Source organism: Pseudomonas sp. B21-032 (assembly GCF_024748965.1).
Lineage (GTDB): Bacteria > Pseudomonadota > Gammaproteobacteria > Pseudomonadales > Pseudomonadaceae > Aquipseudomonas.
This window is the reverse complement of sequence record NZ_CP087180.1, coordinates 5700022-5717401: the sequence shown is the minus strand read 5'-3', so window position 1 is coordinate 5717401 and position 17380 is coordinate 5700022. Positions and strand designations below refer to the sequence as shown.

The 17380-nt window shown below is 63.2% G+C and carries 18 protein-coding genes and 1 other RNA gene; 10 read left to right on the top strand and 9 right to left on the bottom strand.

The window, feature by feature from the left end:
* Positions 1-199 precede the first annotated feature (199 nt).
* The 5 genes from trxA to LOY54_RS26435 all read left to right on the top strand — a co-directional run bounded on the left by trxA (position 200) and on the right by LOY54_RS26435 (position 5501).
* Positions 200-529, top strand: coding sequence for a thioredoxin TrxA (trxA, locus tag LOY54_RS26455; protein ID WP_045201042.1), 330 nt, complete (start codon positions 200-202; stop codon positions 527-529).
* A 229-nt stretch (positions 530-758) separates the two neighbouring features.
* Positions 759-2018 carry a transcription termination factor Rho gene (gene rho, locus LOY54_RS26450; protein ID WP_028942380.1) on the top strand — a complete coding sequence of 420 codons (1260 nt, stop codon included), beginning with the start codon at positions 759-761 and terminating at the stop codon, positions 2016-2018.
* A 129-nt stretch (positions 2019-2147) separates the two neighbouring features.
* On the top strand, positions 2148-3614 hold the full coding sequence (gene ubiD / locus LOY54_RS26445) for a 4-hydroxy-3-polyprenylbenzoate decarboxylase (RefSeq protein WP_045201047.1): 1467 nt from the start codon (positions 2148-2150) through the stop codon (positions 3612-3614).
* Complete coding sequence (locus LOY54_RS26440; RefSeq protein WP_045201050.1) at positions 3615-4583, top strand: CDP-6-deoxy-delta-3,4-glucoseen reductase; 969 nt, start codon at positions 3615-3617, stop codon at positions 4581-4583.
* Positions 4584-4859: 276 nt separating this feature from the next.
* Positions 4860-5501, top strand: coding sequence for a gamma-glutamylcyclotransferase (locus LOY54_RS26435; protein WP_045201052.1), 642 nt, complete (start codon positions 4860-4862; stop codon positions 5499-5501).
* A gap of 16 nt (positions 5502-5517) precedes the next feature.
* Here the strand turns inward: LOY54_RS26435 and LOY54_RS26430 are convergent, their stop codons facing one another.
* Positions 5518-6495, bottom strand: a complete 978-nt coding sequence (locus LOY54_RS26430) for an NADPH:quinone oxidoreductase family protein (protein ID WP_258608581.1) — start codon at positions 6493-6495, stop codon at positions 5518-5520.
* A gap of 156 nt (positions 6496-6651) precedes the next feature.
* Between LOY54_RS26430 and LOY54_RS26425 the strand changes: the two genes are divergently transcribed.
* Positions 6652-7056: a flagellar basal body-associated protein FliL gene (locus tag LOY54_RS26425; protein ID WP_045201057.1), complete on the top strand. Its 405-nt coding sequence runs from the start codon at positions 6652-6654 to the stop codon at positions 7054-7056.
* On the opposite strand, the gene LOY54_RS26420 is transcribed toward LOY54_RS26425, so the two are convergent.
* From LOY54_RS26420 to LOY54_RS26405, 4 genes are all read right to left on the bottom strand, one after another.
* Positions 7057-8175 carry an ABC transporter permease gene (locus LOY54_RS26420; RefSeq protein ID WP_258608579.1) on the bottom strand — a complete coding sequence of 373 codons (1119 nt, stop codon included), beginning with the start codon at positions 8173-8175 and terminating at the stop codon, positions 7057-7059. It lies immediately after the preceding gene.
* The gene (rbbA, locus tag LOY54_RS26415) at positions 8175-10898 is read right to left on the bottom strand and encodes a ribosome-associated ATPase/putative transporter RbbA (protein ID WP_258608577.1); all 2724 of its coding nucleotides are present in this window, start codon (positions 10896-10898) and stop codon (positions 8175-8177) included. Before rbbA ends, LOY54_RS26420 begins: the two co-directional genes overlap by 1 nt.
* Entirely contained in the window at positions 10895-11854 is a 960-nt protein-coding gene (locus LOY54_RS26410; RefSeq protein WP_258610751.1) for an HlyD family secretion protein, read from the bottom strand. The genes rbbA and LOY54_RS26410 overlap by 4 nt, the downstream gene beginning before the upstream one ends.
* A 101-nt stretch (positions 11855-11955) precedes the next feature.
* Entirely contained in the window at positions 11956-12405 is a 450-nt protein-coding gene (locus LOY54_RS26405) for an EVE domain-containing protein (RefSeq protein WP_045201065.1), read from the bottom strand.
* Between the two features lie 178 nt (positions 12406-12583).
* On the opposite strand from LOY54_RS26405, the gene LOY54_RS26400 reads away from it, so the two are divergent.
* Positions 12584-12724, top strand: a complete 141-nt coding sequence (locus tag LOY54_RS26400) for a hypothetical protein (protein ID WP_165392175.1) — start codon at positions 12584-12586, stop codon at positions 12722-12724.
* Here LOY54_RS26400 and LOY54_RS26395 read toward each other — a convergent pair.
* The 4 genes from LOY54_RS26395 to LOY54_RS26380 all read right to left on the bottom strand — a co-directional run bounded on the left by LOY54_RS26395 (position 12705) and on the right by LOY54_RS26380 (position 14125).
* Positions 12705-13325, bottom strand: coding sequence for a 5-formyltetrahydrofolate cyclo-ligase (locus LOY54_RS26395; protein WP_258608569.1), 621 nt, complete (start codon positions 13323-13325; stop codon positions 12705-12707). The genes LOY54_RS26400 and LOY54_RS26395 overlap by 20 nt on opposite strands.
* A gap of 80 nt (positions 13326-13405) precedes the next feature.
* Positions 13406-13583: non-coding RNA, 6S RNA (ssrS, locus tag LOY54_RS26390), on the bottom strand.
* An 18-nt stretch (positions 13584-13601) separates the two neighbouring features.
* Positions 13602-13919, bottom strand: a complete 318-nt coding sequence (locus LOY54_RS26385) for a cell division protein ZapA (protein WP_258608568.1) — start codon at positions 13917-13919, stop codon at positions 13602-13604.
* On the bottom strand, positions 13916-14125 hold the full coding sequence (locus tag LOY54_RS26380; RefSeq protein WP_010221172.1) for a TIGR02449 family protein: 210 nt from the start codon (positions 14123-14125) through the stop codon (positions 13916-13918). The genes LOY54_RS26385 and LOY54_RS26380 overlap by 4 nt, the downstream gene beginning before the upstream one ends.
* A gap of 152 nt (positions 14126-14277) precedes the next feature.
* Between LOY54_RS26380 and LOY54_RS26375 the strand changes: the two genes are divergently transcribed.
* The 3 genes from LOY54_RS26375 to ubiH are packed head-to-tail and all read left to right on the top strand — an operon-like array spanning position 14278 to position 17380.
* On the top strand, positions 14278-14832 hold the full coding sequence (locus LOY54_RS26375; protein WP_045201070.1) for a YecA family protein: 555 nt from the start codon (positions 14278-14280) through the stop codon (positions 14830-14832).
* Positions 14833-14855: 23 nt separating this feature from the next.
* A complete protein-coding gene (pepP, locus tag LOY54_RS26370) occupies positions 14856-16190 on the top strand; it encodes a Xaa-Pro aminopeptidase (protein WP_045201072.1) in 1335 nt (444 codons plus the stop codon).
* Complete coding sequence (gene ubiH, locus LOY54_RS26365; RefSeq protein ID WP_045201074.1) at positions 16187-17380, top strand: 2-octaprenyl-6-methoxyphenyl hydroxylase; 1194 nt, start codon at positions 16187-16189, stop codon at positions 17378-17380. Before pepP ends, ubiH begins: the two co-directional genes overlap by 4 nt.

Genomic DNA, 17380 nt, shown 5'->3' with positions numbered 1-17380 from the left:
TCCGGCGCTGGCGCCAACGCGCAGCGTATCAAGGCTTGATATGGGGCAGGTTGTGCGGGAAATATGACTTTCCCGTGACAGCAGCGATATGCGCGGTCATGCACAACTATAGTTACACTCAATCGTCCGCGGCTTCCTGTCAGCGGCGGGTGCAGCTATGATGGGCCACGTTTTTTTGCTTACGACCTTGGAGACTTCCATGAGCAGCGATCTTATCAAACACGTCACCGACGCCACCTTCGAAGCCGAAGTCCTGAAGGCTGAAGGCCCGGTGCTGGTCGACTACTGGGCTGAATGGTGCGGCCCTTGCAAAATGATCGCTCCGGTTCTGGACGACATCGCCGCTACCTACCAGGGCAAACTGACCGTCGCCAAGCTGAACATCGACGACAACCAGGAAACCCCGGCCAAGCACGGCGTGCGTGGCATCCCGACGCTGATGCTGTTCAAGAACGGCAACGTCGAGGCCACCAAGGTCGGCGCGCTGTCGAAATCTCAGCTGGCAGCCTTCCTGGACGCCAATATCTGAGTGAAATTAGCCCCGCATTCGTCGGGGCTTTTCTTTATCTGGTGACTAGACGCCAGAAAAAGCAGGTGTTACATTCGGCCTCGCACTGTTTCTTCGGTGCCCTCTGCACGCCGTCGCCGACGCATCCCTAATTCGAATCAGTACGCGATCCTGTCGCCTTCTTTGCGGCGCGGCTTCATTAAGCCAGAAGCTTAATTCCCCCTTCTTACATGATTACGTCACTCCCCTTATGAACCTGACTGAACTCAAGCAAAAGCCGATTACCGATCTGCTCGAAATGGCCGAACAGATGGGCATAGAAAATATGGCCCGTTCGCGCAAGCAAGATGTGATTTTCTCCCTGTTGAAAAAGCATGCGAAAAGCGGCGAGGAAATCTCCGGTGACGGCGTGCTGGAGATTCTCCAGGACGGCTTCGGCTTCCTGCGCTCGGCCGATGCCTCGTACCTGGCCGGCCCGGACGACATCTACGTGTCGCCAAGCCAGATCCGTCGCTTCAACTTGCGTACCGGCGACACCATCGTCGGCAAGATCCGCCCGCCAAAAGAAGGCGAGCGTTACTTCGCCCTGCTGAAAGTCGACACCATCAACTTCGACCGGCCGGAAAACGCGAAGAACAAGATCCTGTTCGAAAACCTGACGCCGCTGTTCCCTAACGAGCGCCTGAAGATGGAAGCCGGCAACGGCTCCACCGAAGACCTCACCGGCCGGGTTATCGACCTTTGCGCCCCGATCGGCAAAGGCCAGCGCGGCCTGATCGTCGCTCCGCCAAAAGCGGGCAAGACCATCATGTTGCAGAACATCGCGGCCAACATCACCCGTAACAACCCCGAGTGCCACCTGATCGTCCTGCTGATCGACGAGCGCCCGGAAGAGGTAACCGAAATGCAGCGCACCGTGCGCGGCGAAGTGGTTGCCTCGACCTTCGACGAGCCGCCAACCCGCCACGTGCAGGTTGCCGAAATGGTTATCGAGAAGGCCAAGCGCCTGGTTGAACACAAGAAAGACGTGGTCATCCTGCTCGACTCCATCACCCGTCTGGCCCGTGCCTACAACACCGTGATCCCGAGCTCCGGCAAGGTCCTCACCGGTGGTGTCGATGCCCACGCCTTGGAGAAGCCGAAGCGTTTCTTCGGCGCCGCGCGTAACATCGAAGAGGGCGGCTCGCTGACCATCATCGCCACCGCGCTGGTTGAAACCGGCTCGAAGATGGACGAAGTGATCTACGAAGAGTTCAAGGGTACCGGCAACATGGAACTGCCCCTGGACCGCAAGATCGCCGAGAAGCGCGTCTTCCCGGCCATCAACATCAACCGTTCGGGTACCCGTCGCGAAGAGCTGCTGACCGCCGACGACGAGCTGCAGCGCATGTGGATCCTGCGCAAGCTGCTGCACCCGATGGATGAAGTGGCTGCCATCGAGTTCCTGATCGACAAACTCAAGCAGACCAAGACCAACGACGAGTTCTTCTTGTCGATGAAGCGCAAGTAAACTGTTGCGCTGGGCAAGAGCCGGGGCGACCCGGCTTTTTGCTATCTGTACTTTGGCTATTCTGAGCAGCCGAGTTCGGCGCTACACTCTGCAGCCCGACCGCTACGGCAGCCAATACGAGGCTTTTGCATGCAGTATCGCGATTTGCGCGACTTTATCCGTGGCCTGGAACAGCGCGGCGAACTCAAGCGCATCCAGGTGCCGATCTCTCCAGTCCTGGAAATGACCGAAGTCTGCGACCGCACCCTGCGCGCCAAAGGCCCGGCCCTGCTGTTCGAAAAGCCTACCGGCTTCGACATCCCGGTGCTGGGCAACCTGTTCGGCACCCCGGAGCGGGTGGCCATGGGCATGGGCGCCGAGTCGGTCAGCGAGCTGCGTGAAATCGGCAAGCTGCTGGCCTTTCTCAAGGAGCCCGAGCCGCCGAAAGGCCTCAAGGACGCCTGGTCGAAGCTGCCGATCTTCAAGAAGGTCGTGTCCATGGCGCCGAAGGTGGTCAAGGACGCGGCATGCCACGAAGTGGTCATCGAAGGTGATGATGTCGACCTCGGCCTGCTGCCCGTGCAGCACTGCTGGCCGGGCGACGTTGCGCCGCTGATCACCTGGGGCCTGACCGTGACCCGCGGGCCGAACAAGGACCGCCAGAACCTCGGCATCTACCGTCAGCAGGTGATTGGCCGCAACAAGGTCATCATGCGCTGGTTGAGCCATCGCGGCGGCGCCCTGGACTATCGCGAATGGTGCGAGAAGCACCCGGGTCAGCCGTTCCCGGTGGCGGTGGCCCTGGGCGCGGACCCGGCGACCATCCTTGGTGCCGTGACCCCGGTGCCCGATACCCTCTCCGAGTACGCCTTCGCCGGCCTGTTGCGCGGCAACCGTACCGAGCTGGTCAAGTGCCGTGGCAACGACTTGCAGGTGCCAGCCACCGCTGAAATCATCCTCGAAGGCGTGATCCATCCGGGTGAAATGGCCCCGGAAGGCCCGTACGGCGACCACACCGGCTACTACAACGAAGTCGACAGCTTCCCGGTGTTCACTGTCGAGCGCATCACACACCGCAGCAAGCCGATCTATCACAGTACCTACACCGGCCGTCCGCCGGATGAGCCGGCGATCCTCGGTGTGGCGCTGAACGAAGTATTCGTGCCGATCCTGCAAAAGCAGTTCCCGGAAATCACCGACTTCTACCTGCCGCCGGAAGGCTGCTCGTATCGCATGGCGGTGGTGACCATGAAAAAGCAGTACCCAGGACACGCCAAGCGCGTGATGCTGGGTGTCTGGTCGTTTTTGCGACAGTTCATGTACACCAAGTTCGTTATCGTCACGGACGACGATATCAACGCGCGTGACTGGAACGACGTGATCTGGGCGATTACCACGCGCATGGACCCCAAGCGCGACACGGTAATGATCGACAACACCCCGATTGACTACCTGGACTTCGCTTCGCCGGTGTCCGGGTTGGGGTCGAAGATGGGCCTGGATGCGACGCACAAGTGGCCGGGTGAAACCACCCGCGAGTGGGGACGGGTCATCGTCAAGGACGAAGCCGTCACCCGGCGGATCGATGAGCTGTGGAACCAGTTGGGAATAGACTAAATGCAGGTAACCTTGCAGCCGTCCGGGGCCGTGTTGGCGCTCAAGCCCGGAGAAAGGATTCTGGATGCGGCGCGACGCCTGGGCTACGACTGCCCGCAAAGCTGTCGCAATGGCAACTGCCATGTCTGCGCCGCGCTGCTGGTCGAGGGCCGGGTGCGTCAGGATGGCGTCGAGCGTGATCACGGCGAGCTGTTCACCTGCATCGCCGAGCCACTGGAGGATTGCGTCTTGTTGTGGGATGGCGTGCTGGCCCTGGGCGAGCTGCCGGTACGGACCCTGGCCTGTCAGCTCAGTGAGTGTGTCGAAGTCGGCGGCGACGTCTGGCGCGTGCGCCTGCGGGCGCCTGCCGGCAAGCCACCGCGCTACCATGCCGGCCAGTACCTGATGATCGAGCGAGACAGCGGCGACAAGGCTGCCTTCTCGCTGGCCTCGGCGCCGCACAGTGGCCGCGACCTCGAGCTGCATGTACTGGCCCGCGAGAACAGTGCCCTAGAGCTGATCGCTCAGTTGCGGCGCAACGGCATGGCGCGGCTGCAGATGCCCTTTGGTGACACCCACCTGGCCGAATTGCCGGACGGCCCGCTGGTGCTGATCGCGGCCGGCACCGGCATGGCGCAGATGCACAGCCTGATCGAGCATTGCCGGGCCAGCGGCTTCAAGCACCCGGTGCACCTGTACTGGGGCGTGCGCCTACCGGACGACTTCTACCAGATCGAGCACTGGGCCGAGTGGGAGAGTCTGCCCAACCTGTTCCTGCACAAGGTGGTCAGCGACCTGTGCGGCTGGGAAGGGCGCTGCGGCCTGTTGCACGAGGCGGTATGCGAAGACATCAGTGACCTGGCCGGCGTGCATGTGTACGCCAGCGGTTCGCCAAACATGATCTACGCCACCCTCGACGCACTGGTCGACGCCGGCATGGACGCGCATCAAATGCGCGCCGATGTATTCGCTTATGCCCCGCGCAATTGATTGACGGAATAAGGCACGCTGCAACAGCGTGCCGGTTTAAATAACTGCCGGTGTCGCCAGCGGTGATAAGCCACTAATTATTGCCGGCAACGAAAATAACTTTCGCTACACTTGAAACAGTGCACCTGTTATCGCACCGGTGCGGCCTTTATCGCCGTCTCATGGCGTCTGGGGGCTTGTATTGCGGCGCTTATCTGCCGTACGGTAACTCTGTGCACAGTGCGTTGCTTTATAGTGCAATGCGTTGGTAATTCATGGGGAAGTGTGGCGGCAGCTATGTCGGCGATCGAAACGGTATCTTTGAATGTGGCCTATCCGCCGTTGCTTGATTTCGGCGAACAGTTAACTCGCGAGCAACTTGTGCATTCAGTTCAACACACCATGTCCCGGCACCAGGGTGGCCCGGTATGGTTGTTTGCCTACGGCTCATTGATCTGGCGCCCGGAGTGCAATGCCGCCGAACGGCGACGGGCACGGGTGCACGGCTATCATCGCGGGCTGTATTTGTGGTCCCACGAGCACCGCGGTACGCCGGAATGCCCCGGGCTGGTATTCGGTCTTGATCGTGGTGGTTCATGCAGCGGTTTTGCCTACCGCCTGCCGGACGACTGCCTGGAAGATTCGTTGCTGGCCTTGTGGCAACGAGAAATGCCTTACCCTGCGTACCGCCCGCACTGGCTCAATTGCCGGCTTGAGGACGGCAGTAAGGTCCAGGCCCTGGGGTTTGTGTTGGAGCGGCATTTGCCATGCTATGCCGGCAACCTGCCGGACACCTTGCTCAGCCAGATATTTGCCAATGCCAAGGGCCGTTACGGCAGCACCCGCGATTATGTCGAGCAGACCCTCAATGCCTTGCGCAGCCATGCCATGCCCGATCGCAACCTGGAGGCGCGTTTTCGGCGCTGCCATTCCAGGTAGGAGCGGGCTCAGATGTTCAGGCCATGGTCACCACCAGCTTGCCCACCGCCTTGCGCTGGCCCAGCATCTCGATGGCTGCACCTGCTTCAGCCAGCGGAAAGGTCTGCGATACCAGCGGCTTGAGCTTGCCTTCGGCGAACCAGGCAAACAGTTGCTGGAAGTTCGCCGCATTGTCGGCCGGCTGGCGCTGGGCAAAGGCGCCCCAGAACACCCCGAGCACCGCTGCACCTTTGAGTAGCGCCAGGTTCACTGGCAACTCGGGGATGCGCCCGCTGGCAAAACCGACCACCAGCAGCCGGCCATTCCAGGCAATGCCGCGCACCGCCTGGTCAAACAGATCGCCGCCAACCGGGTCGTAGATCACATCGGCGCCGTTGCCGCCGGTCAGGCGCTTGATTTCGTCCTTGAGGCTGGTTTCGCTGTAGTTGATCAGTTCGTCGGCGCCTGCCGCCTTGGCTACGGCAAGTTTCTCGGCGCTGCTGGCGGCGGCAATCACCCGCGCGCCCATGGCCTTGCCGATTTCCACCGCCGCCAGGCCAACCCCGCCCGAGGCGCCCAGCACCAGCAGGGTTTCCCCGGCCTTGAGCTGGCCACGCTGGCTCAGCGCATGCATCGAGGTGCCGTAGGTCATGCCGAAGGCCGCCGCCGTGGTGAAGTCCATCTGCGCCGGGATCGGCAATACGTTGTAGGCCGGCACCGCCACTTGTTCGGCAAAGCTGCCCCAGCCGGTCAGGGCCATGACCCGGTCGCCGACTTTCAGGTTGCCGGCTTTTTCACCCACCGCGCTGACCACGCCGGCGGCTTCGCCCCCGGGGGAGAACGGCAGCGGCGGCTGGAACTGGTACTTGCCTTCGATGATCAGGGTGTCGGGAAAGTTGACCCCGGCGGCCTGCACGTCGAGGAGGATCTCGTTCTTTTTCGGCACGGGGCTGGCGACTTCTTCCAGGACCAGGTTTTGCGCCGGGCCAAGGGCTTTGCACAACACTGCTTTCATCGGGACTATTCCTTTGCGCGTAGTGGCCGATAAGTGTAGGTGGGCGAGGTGCCGGGTCAACGAGCATGGCCCGCCCTGATAGGCCGGCATAAGCCCGGGCTTGGGTTTGACCGGTGCGCTGGGTATGCTGGCGCCAACTGTATGAGGAGCGAATTCGTGAAAGCGTGGATCTTGATGGTACTGGCGCTGATGCTGCCGATGGCGGCCATGGCCGAGGAAGCCAAGGAAGGGGAACCGAAGGTTTCCTACATTTCCCTGAGTCCGCCTTTTGTGGGCAACTACGCCCTTGATGGCGGGCCGAAGCTGCGCGTGTACAAGGCCGACGTGGCCCTGCGGGTCAACAGCGATGCCGCCGCCGCAGCGGTAAAGCATCATGAGCCGCTGATCCGCAACCAGCTGGTGGCGCTGTTCACCCAGCAGAACCTGGAGGCCATGAGTAACGTCGAGGCCAAGGAAAAACTGCGTCAGGAAGCCCTGAAGCAGGTCCAGCAGGTGCTCGAATCCGAAGAAGGCAAGCCGACCGTCGACGACCTGCTGTTCAACAACCTGATCGTCCAGTAATCACGAGGTCAGGCTGCGGCGAAAACGCGCCAGGGCAATGGCGAAGAAGGCCAGGCCAATGGCGGCGAGCGCCGCGATGTCTGGCCAGACCACTGCCAGCCCGGCGTCACGGAACAGGATTGCCGCGCTGAGGCTGACGAAGTGGGTCGAGGGCGAGCCCTGCATGACCCACTGCAGCCATTGCGGCATGCTGTCCAGCGGCGTGCTGCCGCCCGACAGCAACAGCATCGGGATGATCACCGGAATCGCCAGCAGGCCGAATTGCGGGGTTGAGCGCGCCAGGGTGGCGAGGAAGATCCCCAATGCGGTGCTGGCGAACAGGTACAGCGCCGTCACCGCCAGGAACAACCCCAGCGATCCCGCCAGCGGTACCCCCAGCGCGCCCTTGACGATCACCTCAAGCGACACCCAGGTGCACAGCACCACCACCAGGGCGTTGCTGGCGATCTTCGCCAGCATGATTTCCAGCGCGGTCAGCGGCAGCACCAGCAGGTGGTCGAGGGTGCCGTGCTCGCGCTCGCGCAGCAGTGCCGTGCCGGTGAGGATGATGGCCAGGATGGTGATGTTGTTGACGATCTGGATCACCGCCAGAAACCAGCCGCCCTCAAGGTTGGGGTTGAACAACGCCCGGGCACTGAGCTGCGCCGGGCTGCCGGCGGTAGCCGAGCCCTGCTTGGCATAGTCGAGCAGCTCGCGCTCGACGATCCTGCCGATGTAACCGGCGCCCATGAACGCCTGGCTCATGGCCGTGGCGTCGACGTTGACTTGCAGCTCGGGCGAGCGCCCGGCCAGCAGGTCGGTCTGGAAGTTCACCGGTACGTTGATCACGAAGGTGTAGCGGCCGCTGTCCAGGGCCTGGTCGAGCTGGTCGTAGGGCAACGGCACGGCGTGCTGGAATTCCGGTGGTTGCAGAGCCTCGGCGAGCTTGCGCGAGACCAGGCTGTGGTCTTCGTCGATGATCGCCACGCTGGCGTTGTGCACGCCGATCACCGAGCCTGCGGCCGGCATGTAGATCGCCACGCTGAAGGCGTACAGCAGGAACAACAGCAGCACGCTGTCGTGGCGCAGGCTGGTCAGCTCCTTGAGCCCCAGGCGCAGGGTATGTGCCAGACGATGCATCAGACCTCCTGCTTCTTCAGCATGGCCAGACTCAGGCCAGTGAAACCGACAAAGAAGCCCAGCAGCGCCAGGCACTGGGGCCAGAGTTCGCGTAGGTCCAGGGCTTTGGTAAAGGTGCCGACGGCGATATCGAGAAAGTAACCGGCCGGGAACAACTGGCCCATCAAGGCCGCCGCGCCATCGAGCGAGGAACGCGGCACGATCAGCCCGGAGAACTGGATGGTCGGCAGGCTGGTGATGATCATGGTGCCGAGGATCGCGGCGATCTGCGTGCGGGTGAACGCCGAGATCAGCAGGCCCAGGCTAGTGGTCGCCAGCAGGTAGAGCACGCCGCCGCAGGCCAGGGCCAGGGCGCTGCCCTTGAACGGCACGTCGAACAGCCAGCGGTTCATTGCTACCAGCAGCGCCAGGTTGACCAGGCTTACCGCCAGGTAGGGCGCCTGTTTGCCGAGCAGGAACTCCAGGCGGGTCAGGGGCGTGGCATAGAAGTTGGTGATCGAGCCCAGCTCTTTTTCGCGCACGATGCCCAGTGCGGTGAGCATTGCCGGAATGAACGCCAGGATCAGCGCCATGACCCCGGGGCCGATGGCGTTGACGCTGACCACGTCCTGGTTGTAGCGAAAGCGGGTTTCCAGGCGCACTGGAGTTTGTCCGGCCCGGGCCTTGCTGCTCAGCGCCGCCAGTTGTTCGAGGTTGCCCTGGTGCACGGCTTCGACATAGTTACGGCTGGTCTCGGCGCGAAATGGCATGCCGCCATCCAGCCAGGCTGCTACCACCGGCTGGCGACCGGCGTGCAGATCGCGACCAAAACCTGGTGGAATCTCCAAGGCCAGCTTGATTTCCGAGCGCTGCAGGCGTTTGTGTAACTGTGCGGCATCGCGAATCGGCGTCTGTTCGGCGAAGTAGCGCGAGCCGCGGAAGGCTTCAAGATAAGCGCGGCTTTGCGGGCTCTGGTCCTGGTCATAAACGGCGAAAGCGAGGTTTTCCACGTCCAGGGAGATGCCGTAGCCGAAGATCACCATCATGAACAGCGCGCCAAGCAGGGCGAACGCCAGGCGCACTTTGTCGCGCAGCAGTTCCTTGCCTTCGCGGGTGGCGACGGCGACCAGGCGCTTGAGGCTGAAGCCATGGCGCAGGGGTTGCGTTGCTGTATTGGCCGGGCTGTCGAACTGGTTTGGGGCCGTTGGCGCTTCGCTGGCGCCCTGGGCCTGTTCCAGGCAGGTGACGAAGGCATCTTCCAGGGTTTCACCGCCGAACTGCTGCTGCAGCGCCGCCGGGGTGTCGCAGGCCAGGACCTTGCCGGCATGCATCAGGGAGATCCGGTCGCAGCGCAGGGCTTCATTCATGAAATGAGTAGAGAGGAAGATCGTCACCCCCTGATCGCGCGACAGCTCGATCAGCAGGCGCCAGAAGTCGTCGCGCGCTGCCGGGTCCACACCTGAGGTCGGTTCGTCGAGGATCAGCACCTCCGGACGGTGCAGTACCGCTACTGCCAGCGACAGGCGCTGGCGCAAACCCAGGGGCAGGGCGCCGGACTGCTGGTCGGCGATGGCGCCCAGATCGAAACGCGCGATCAGCTCGGCGATGCGCGGGCCGCTGTCGGTCTTGGGCAGGTCGAACAGCCGCGCATGCAGTTCAAGGTTCTGCCGCACGCTGAGTTCGCCATACAGCGAGAAGCTTTGGGACATGAAGCCAACGCGCTTGCGCGTGGCCAGGTCCTTGGCGTTCACCGGGCGACCGAGCAGGGTGGCGCTGCCCTCGCTGGCCGGCATCAGCCCGGTGAGCACCTTCATGGTGGTGGTCTTGCCGCAGCCGTTGGAGCCGAGAAAACCGAAGATCTCGCCACGGCCGATGGCGAAACTGACCTTGTTCACGGCGGTGAAGTCACCAAAGCGCAAGGTCAGTTCATGGGCTTCGATAGCGATCTCGGCATCGCCGCTATCGCGCGGCGGGATCACCAGGGGCTGCTGGCTGCGCTGGCTGTCGCCCTGAAAGTGGGTAAAGGCGTCATCGAGCTTGTGGCTGGCGGTGGCTGCGGCCAGCTCTTCGCTCAAGCCTGCGGCAATCAGCCGGCCTCGATCGAGCATCAGACAGTGTTCGAACTGTTCGGCCTCTTCCATGTAGGCCGTGGCGACCAGCAGGGTCAGTTGCGGGCGTTCCTGGCGCACCTGCTCGACCAGCTCCCAGAAGCGCCGGCGCGACAGCGGATCGACACCGGTGGTGGGTTCGTCGAGGATCAGCAGGTCCGGTTCGTGGATCAGCGCACAGCACAGGCCGAGCTTCTGCTTCATGCCGCCCGACAACTTGCCCGCCGGGCGTTCGGCAAAGCGCAGCAGGTCGGTGGCCAGCAGCAGGTTGTGCATGCGCTGCTCGCACTCCGTGGCGCCAAGGCCGAACAGGGTGGCGAAGAAGCGGATGTTCTCGCTGATCGACAGCTCGGGGTAAAGGTTGCCGCCCAACCCCTGGGGCATGAAGGCGATACGCGGGTAGAGGCTGTTGCGATGGCGGCGCTGGCGGATCGAGCCGCCAAGCACCTGCAGTTCGCCGCTTTGCAGCTTCTTCACCCCGGCGATCAGCCCGAGCAGGCTCGACTTGCCGGCGCCGTCCGGGCCGATCAGGCCGCAGCGGGTGCCGGCCGGCAGGCTGAAGGCAATGTCCTGCAGGGCGTTCAGCCCGCCGTAGCGGTGGTTGATGCCCTCGGCGTGCAGCGCCAGCGCGCTCATTGCAGGTTGGCCGGCCAGTCCACATCAGCGGTGCGCACATAGCCTGCGCCCGGCATGCCGGGTTTGGCCTGAGGCATGGCGCTTGGTTCGGTCAGGCGCAGCTTGACCCGGAACACCAGCTTCTGGCGCTCGTCACGGGTTTCCACCTGTTTGGGGGTGAACTGCGCCTTGGCCGCGACGAAGGCGATCTTCGCCGGCAAGGCCCGGTCGGGCAGGGCGTCGAGAACGATGCGCGCCTGGTCGCCGACGGTCAGGCGGCCGGTCGTGGAGGCGGGCAGGTAAAGGTTCATGTACTGGTCGCTGGGGTCGATCAGCATCAGCACGCGGCCGCCGGCACCGAGCACTTCACCTGGCTCGGCCAGGCGCAGCTGGATCACGCCGTTGATGGGCGCGCGCAGGCTGCTGTCGTCGATTTCGCTGGTCAGCTGTGCCACCTGGGCTTCAGCGGCGCCGATGGCGGCCTTGATTGCCGCCAGTTGCGCGCGGGCGGCGACCACGGCGGAGTTGCTGGTGTCGTAGCGGGCCTGCTGCTGGTCGAGCAGCTGCTGGCTGGCATATTTGCGCTGGAAGATCTCGCGGACGCGCTTGAGCTCCTGGCTGGCCAGCAGTTGTTCGCTCTGGCGCAATTGCACCGTGGCCTGGGCGGCGGAGTAGTTTTCCCGGGCCCGTAGCACTTCGGCTTCGGCCTGGTTGCGCTGGGCTTCGAGGGTGCGGGTGTCGATGCGGGCGAGCAACTGGCCCTGCTTGACGGTATCGCCTTCGTCGACCAGCACCTCGGCCAGGCGCCCGGGGATCTTGCTGGCGATCTGCACTTCGGTGGCTTCGAGCCTGCCGTTGCCCATGCTCAGGCCTTCGGGCAGGCGGTCATGCAGGGACTTCCAGTAGCCCAAGCCACCCGCGGCCAGGAGCAGGGCGATCAAGGCACCGGCGAAGAATTTCGGGGCGTGTTGGCTCATCGACATGGTTGGGCAATCCTTGCTGCATTAACGTCAAATTGTGACGCCGCACCGGTCCTGGTGCGTTGATGTTCGTCAAATGAGCGGCCATCCTACCCTGTTTAACGCAGTGCGAGTACCGCTGCCCACTGTTCGGCGGTCACCGGCATCACTGAAAGGCGGCTGCCTTTCTGTACCAGCGCCAGTTCGGCAAGGGCGGTTTGCTGCTTGAGGTAGCCCAGTTGCAGGACCTTGTCGAAGGTTTCGACATGGGCGACATCGACAGCGCTCCAGGGGTTCTTGGCGTCGTTGGCCTTGGCGTCGAAGTAGTGGCTTTGCGGGTCGAGTGCAGTGGGGTCGGGATAGGCTGCGGCACTGATGCGGGCAATGCCGGCAATGCCCGGCTCCGGGCAGCTGGAGTGGTAGAAGAAGAACTGGTCACCGACTGCCATGGCCCGCAAGAAATTGCGCGCCTGGTAGTTGCGCACGCCATCCCAGCGCGCTTCGCCCAGCCGCGCGAGGTCCTTGATCGAGAGTTCGTCGGGCTCGGATTTCATCAGCCAGTAGGCCATGGGTGGTGCTCCAGACAATGTTTGAAATAACCTGTTTCAGGAAACCGACGGTCGGTTGGCGTCAACGTTTGCGTGTCGCCTCAGGTTGTCGGAGAATGCGCGCATTTTAAGCTTGACGCTGCTGCAACAACAAAAACGTTGCTGACAACGTGATCAGTTTGCCTGAGGGGGGCAATCGATGAATCGCAAACCGGATTTGCTCTGGATTCTGGTGTTTCTGTTCGGTTTGGGTGTTGTCACTACCGGTTATGCGCAAAGCCTTTGGGAACGCAAACTCGACGCCCCTTACGAAATGCCGGTCAATCCGCAACAGCGTTGATAGCCAGGTACCAGCCACGGTCCGAGACCGTCCCCTGCAGCGGCACATCCCAGCTGGCTTGCGCCAGTCGTTCGACCTTCTGGCATTCATGCGCCAGGCCCAGCAGCAAGGGTTTTTTCCAGGCCTTGCGGCGGGCATGATAGGCCAGGCTGCGGTCATAGAAACCGCCGCCCATGCCCAGCCGACCACCCACTTCATCAAAACCCACCAGCGGTAGCAGGATCAGGTCCAGCGCCCAGATCGGTCGTTGCCGGGCCAGGCTGATGTGCGGCTCGGGGATGCGAAAGCGGTTGCGCCGCAGCTTCTCGCCGGCTTCGATGCGCTGGAACACCATCTTGGTTTTTGGCCAGGCGTGCAGTACCGGCAGGTAGGTGCGTTTGCCACGGCGCTGGGCTTCACGCATCAGCAGGCGCGGGTCGATCTCGCAATCATTGGGCAGGTACAGGGCGATGTGCCGGGCCCGGCGAAACAACGGATGCTGCGCCAGCTGACGGTACAGGCCACGGGCTGCCTGGCGTTGTTCGGCCGGCGTCAGGGCACGGCGGGCATCGCGAAGCAGGCGGCGAAGTTGCGGGCGGGTCAGCGGCGCGGTGTCGGTCATGGCACGGGCGGTCCCAGAGAGGGCTGCCACCCGCCGGGTGACAGCTCGATTGCCCGCGCAGAAGGGCGGGCAAAGAATTCAGGCTCCCCGACGAACCGCTGTCGGTGTAGCCCTTGAACCCGAAAGTTCAAGGTGGAGATTGCAGGAGGCGTTAAGGCTTTCCGTCAAGCGGACATGCACACCGGCCCCACGTGCAACCCCCGTGGTTGTGCGTATCGGCTCAGGGACATGACCGACTGGCAAGCACTCCAGGGAGTGGCGCCAGTATACCGATACTCAACCCTTATTTGAATCTTGATCGTCGGCCAGTGCGCTATCGACGCGTTCAAGCAGGTCGCGCACCTGTTCACGGGTGGCGCCGCCCGCCGGCACATCCGGACGTTCCTGGTTGTGCAGCAGGTCGTGGGTAATGTTCAGCGCAGCCATCACGGCGATGCGGTCGGCACCGATGACTTTGCCGCTGCTGCGGATTTCGCGCATCTTGCCGTCCAGGTAGCGCGCGGCGCTGACCAAATTGCTGCGTTCTTCCGGCGGACAGATGATCGAATATTCTTTGTCGAGAATCTGAACAGTGACGCTATTGCTTGAGCTCATGAGTCTTGCTCCAGGGCCTTGAGTCGCAAAATCATCGATTCGACCTTACGCCGGGCGATTTCATTTTTTTCGATGAGGTGGGCGCGCTCTTCGCGCCAGGATTTTTCCTGAGCTAATAAGAGTGCGTTTTGCCGTTTTAGTTGCTCGACCCGCTCAATCAGCAGTTCGAATCGGCCCATCAGCGCTTGCAGATCGTTCTCTTGCATTGGTTGCCACTCGATTCGGTCGTGCGGGTGGTTGCCCGGTTTATGCCCTGGCCGGCCCGGAGTTGGCCGCGTCGATGGTCTTGGCGCGCCTGCCGGTGCTAGGATACAAGGTCTTCATTCTAGTCATTGCGCCGTCTGGCGCCTAGTTGCCCATGCCCAATATCAATTCGCCGTACACCGCCTTCGCCACCTTGCTCAGCAGCAACGGGCATCCTGTTTCCCCTGCCGAACTGCACGGGCTGTTGCTCGGGCGCAGCTGCGCCGGTGCCGGCTTCGATGCCGATGCATGGTTGGCCGATGCTGCGCAACTGCTGGAAAGCGAACCGGCAGACAACGTTCGTAACGCCTTGATCGGCCTGCAAGAAATGGTCAAGGGCGAACTGACCAGCGACGATATCACCGTGGTGCTGTTGCTGCCGGGTGATGATGAGCCGCTGACCGAGCGTGCCACCGCCCTGGGTCAATGGTGCCAGGGCTTCATTGCCGGTTTCGGTTTGAATGCCGGTGGCAAGGACCTGAGCACCGAGGCCAAGGAAGTGCTGCAGGACCTGGTCGCGATCTCTCAGGTCCAGGACGCCCTGGAAGAGTCCGAAGACGGCGAAAACGACTATATGGAAGTCATGGAATACCTGCGCGTCGCCCCGCTGCTGCTCTACACCGAGCTGAAGCAGCCGGTCGAGCCTGCGGCCAAACCTTCGTTGCACTGATCAACCACGGACTGCCACTGCCCATGAGCCACATCCCCAAGTCGGAATACGCCCGTCGACGCAAGGCGCTGATGGCGCAGATGGAACCCAACAGCATCGCCATCCTGCCCGCCGCCGCAGTTGCCATCCGCAACCGCGACGTCGAGCACGTGTACCGCCAGGACAGCGACTTCCAGTACCTCAGCGGCTTCCCCGAGCCCGAGGCGGTGATCGCCCTGATCCCCGGCCGCGAGCACGGCGAGTACGTATTGTTCTGCCGCGAGCGCAATCCCGAGCGCGAGCTCTGGGACGGCCTGCGCGCTGGCCAGGAAGGGGCGATCCGCGATTTTGGCGCCGATGATGCTTTCCCCATCACCGATATCGACGACATCCTCCCCGGCCTGATCGAAGGCCGCGACCGGGTGTATTCGGCCATGGGCAGCAACGCCGAGTTCGACCGCCACTTGATGGAGTGGATCAACGTCATCCGCTCCAAAGCGCGGCTGGGTGCGCAGCCGCCGAACGAATTCGTTGCCCTGGATCATCTGCTGCACGACATGCGCCTGTATAAATCGGCGGCGGAAGTGAAAGTAATGCGCGAGGCCGCGGCGATTTCCGCCCGTGCCCACGTGCGGGCCATGCAGGCCTGCCGCGCCGGTTTGCGCGAATACAGCCTGGAAGCCGAGCTCGACTACGAGTTCCGCAAGGGCGGGGCGAAGATGCCGGCCTACGGCTCGATCGTCGCCGCCGGGCGCAACAGCTGCATCCTGCATTACCAGGAGAACGACGCGCCGCTCAAGGACGGCGACTTGGTGCTGATCGACGCCGGTTGCGAGATTGACTGCTACGCCAGCGACATCACTCGCACTTTCCCGGTCAGCGGGCGCTTTTCGCCGGAGCAGAAGGCCATCTACGAGCTGGTGCTCAAGGCCCAGGAAGCGGCCTTTGCGGTCATCGCCCCGGGCAAGCACTGGAATCACGCCCATGAGGCCACGGTGCAAGTGATTACCGAAGGCCTGGTGGAACTGGGCCTGCTCAAGGGCCAGGTGCACGAACTGATTGAAAGCGAAGCCTATCGGGCTTTCTACATGCACCGCGCCGGGCACTGGCTGGGCATGGATGTGCATGATGTCGGCGAGTACAAGGTCGGCGGCCAGTGGCGAGTGCTCGAGCCGGGCATGGCCCTGACTGTTGAACCGGGCATTTACATTGGTGCCGATAACCAGAGTGTCGCGAAAAAATGGCGTGGCATCGGTGTGCGAATCGAGGATGACGTAGTGGTAACCAAGCAGGGCTGTGAAATCCTGACCTCCGGCGTACCCAAGACGGTTGCCGAAATCGAAGCCTTGATGGCTGCTGCGCGCAGTGCCGCAGCATGAGCCGGGTCAACCTTGCGATCATTGGCGGCGGCCTGGTTGGCGCCAGCCTGGCCCTGGCCCTGCAGGCCGGGGCCAAGGCGCGTGGCTGGAAGATCCTGCTGATCGAGCCGTTCGCTCCGGGTGACAGTTTCCAGCCGAGCTATGACGCCCGCTCTTCGGCGTTGTCTTTCGGTACCCGGCAAATCTACGAGCGTCTTGGCCTGTGGCAACAGATCAGCCGCCGCGCCGAGCCGATCCGCCAGATCCAGGTCTCCGACCGTGGCCGTTTTGGCGCCACCCGCCTGGACGCCCTGGAAGAAGGGGTACCGGCGCTCGGTTACGTGGTCGAGAACGCCTGGCTTGGCCAGTGCCTGTGGCAGGGCCTGGACGCTGAGGTGGTGAGCTGGCGCTGCCCGGCGGAGGTCACCGCCCTGCAGCCGCTGGAAGACGGTTACCGGCTGTCGCTCAACGACGACACCACGCTTGAATGCGACCTGGCGGTACTGGCCGATGGCGGCCGCTCCGGCCTGCGCGAGCAACTGGGTATTCATGTCAGCCAGCGGCCGTACAACCAGAGCGCCCTGATCGCCAACATCACCCCGAGCGAAGCCCATTGCGGCCAGGCTTTCGAGCGCTTTACCGACGAAGGGCCGATGGCCTTGCTGCCATTGCCGGAGAACCGCTGCGCGCTGGTCTGGACCCGTGCCGGTATGGACGCCAAGCGCCTGGCCGAGCTGGACGAACGCAGCTTCCTCAGCGAGCTGCAGGACGTGTTTGGCTACCGCCTCGGTGCGCTGCGCCAGGTCGGCGCCCGGCACTTGTATCCGTTGTCGCTGGTCGAGGCCCAGGAGCAGGTGCGCCCGCATCTGGTAGTCCTTGGCAACGCTGCGCACAGCCTGCACCCGATTGCCGGGCAGGGCTTCAACCTGTCGCTGCGCGATGTGCAGTCGCTGGCCGACGGCTTGCTGGCCAGCCCTGGAGTGCCGGGTGATTTCGCCACCCTGCAGGCCTACCGCGAGCGTCAGCGCCTGGACCAGGACCTGACCGTGGGCTTCTCCGACCGCGTCACCCGATTGTTCGGCAGCGCTCAACCCTTGGTCGCTACCGGCCGCAACCTGGGCCTGCTCGGCCTCGACCTGTTGCCTCCGGCCAAGCGCTGGTTCGCCCGCCAGGCCATGGGCCTGGGCACTCGCCCGGACCCACGGAGCTGA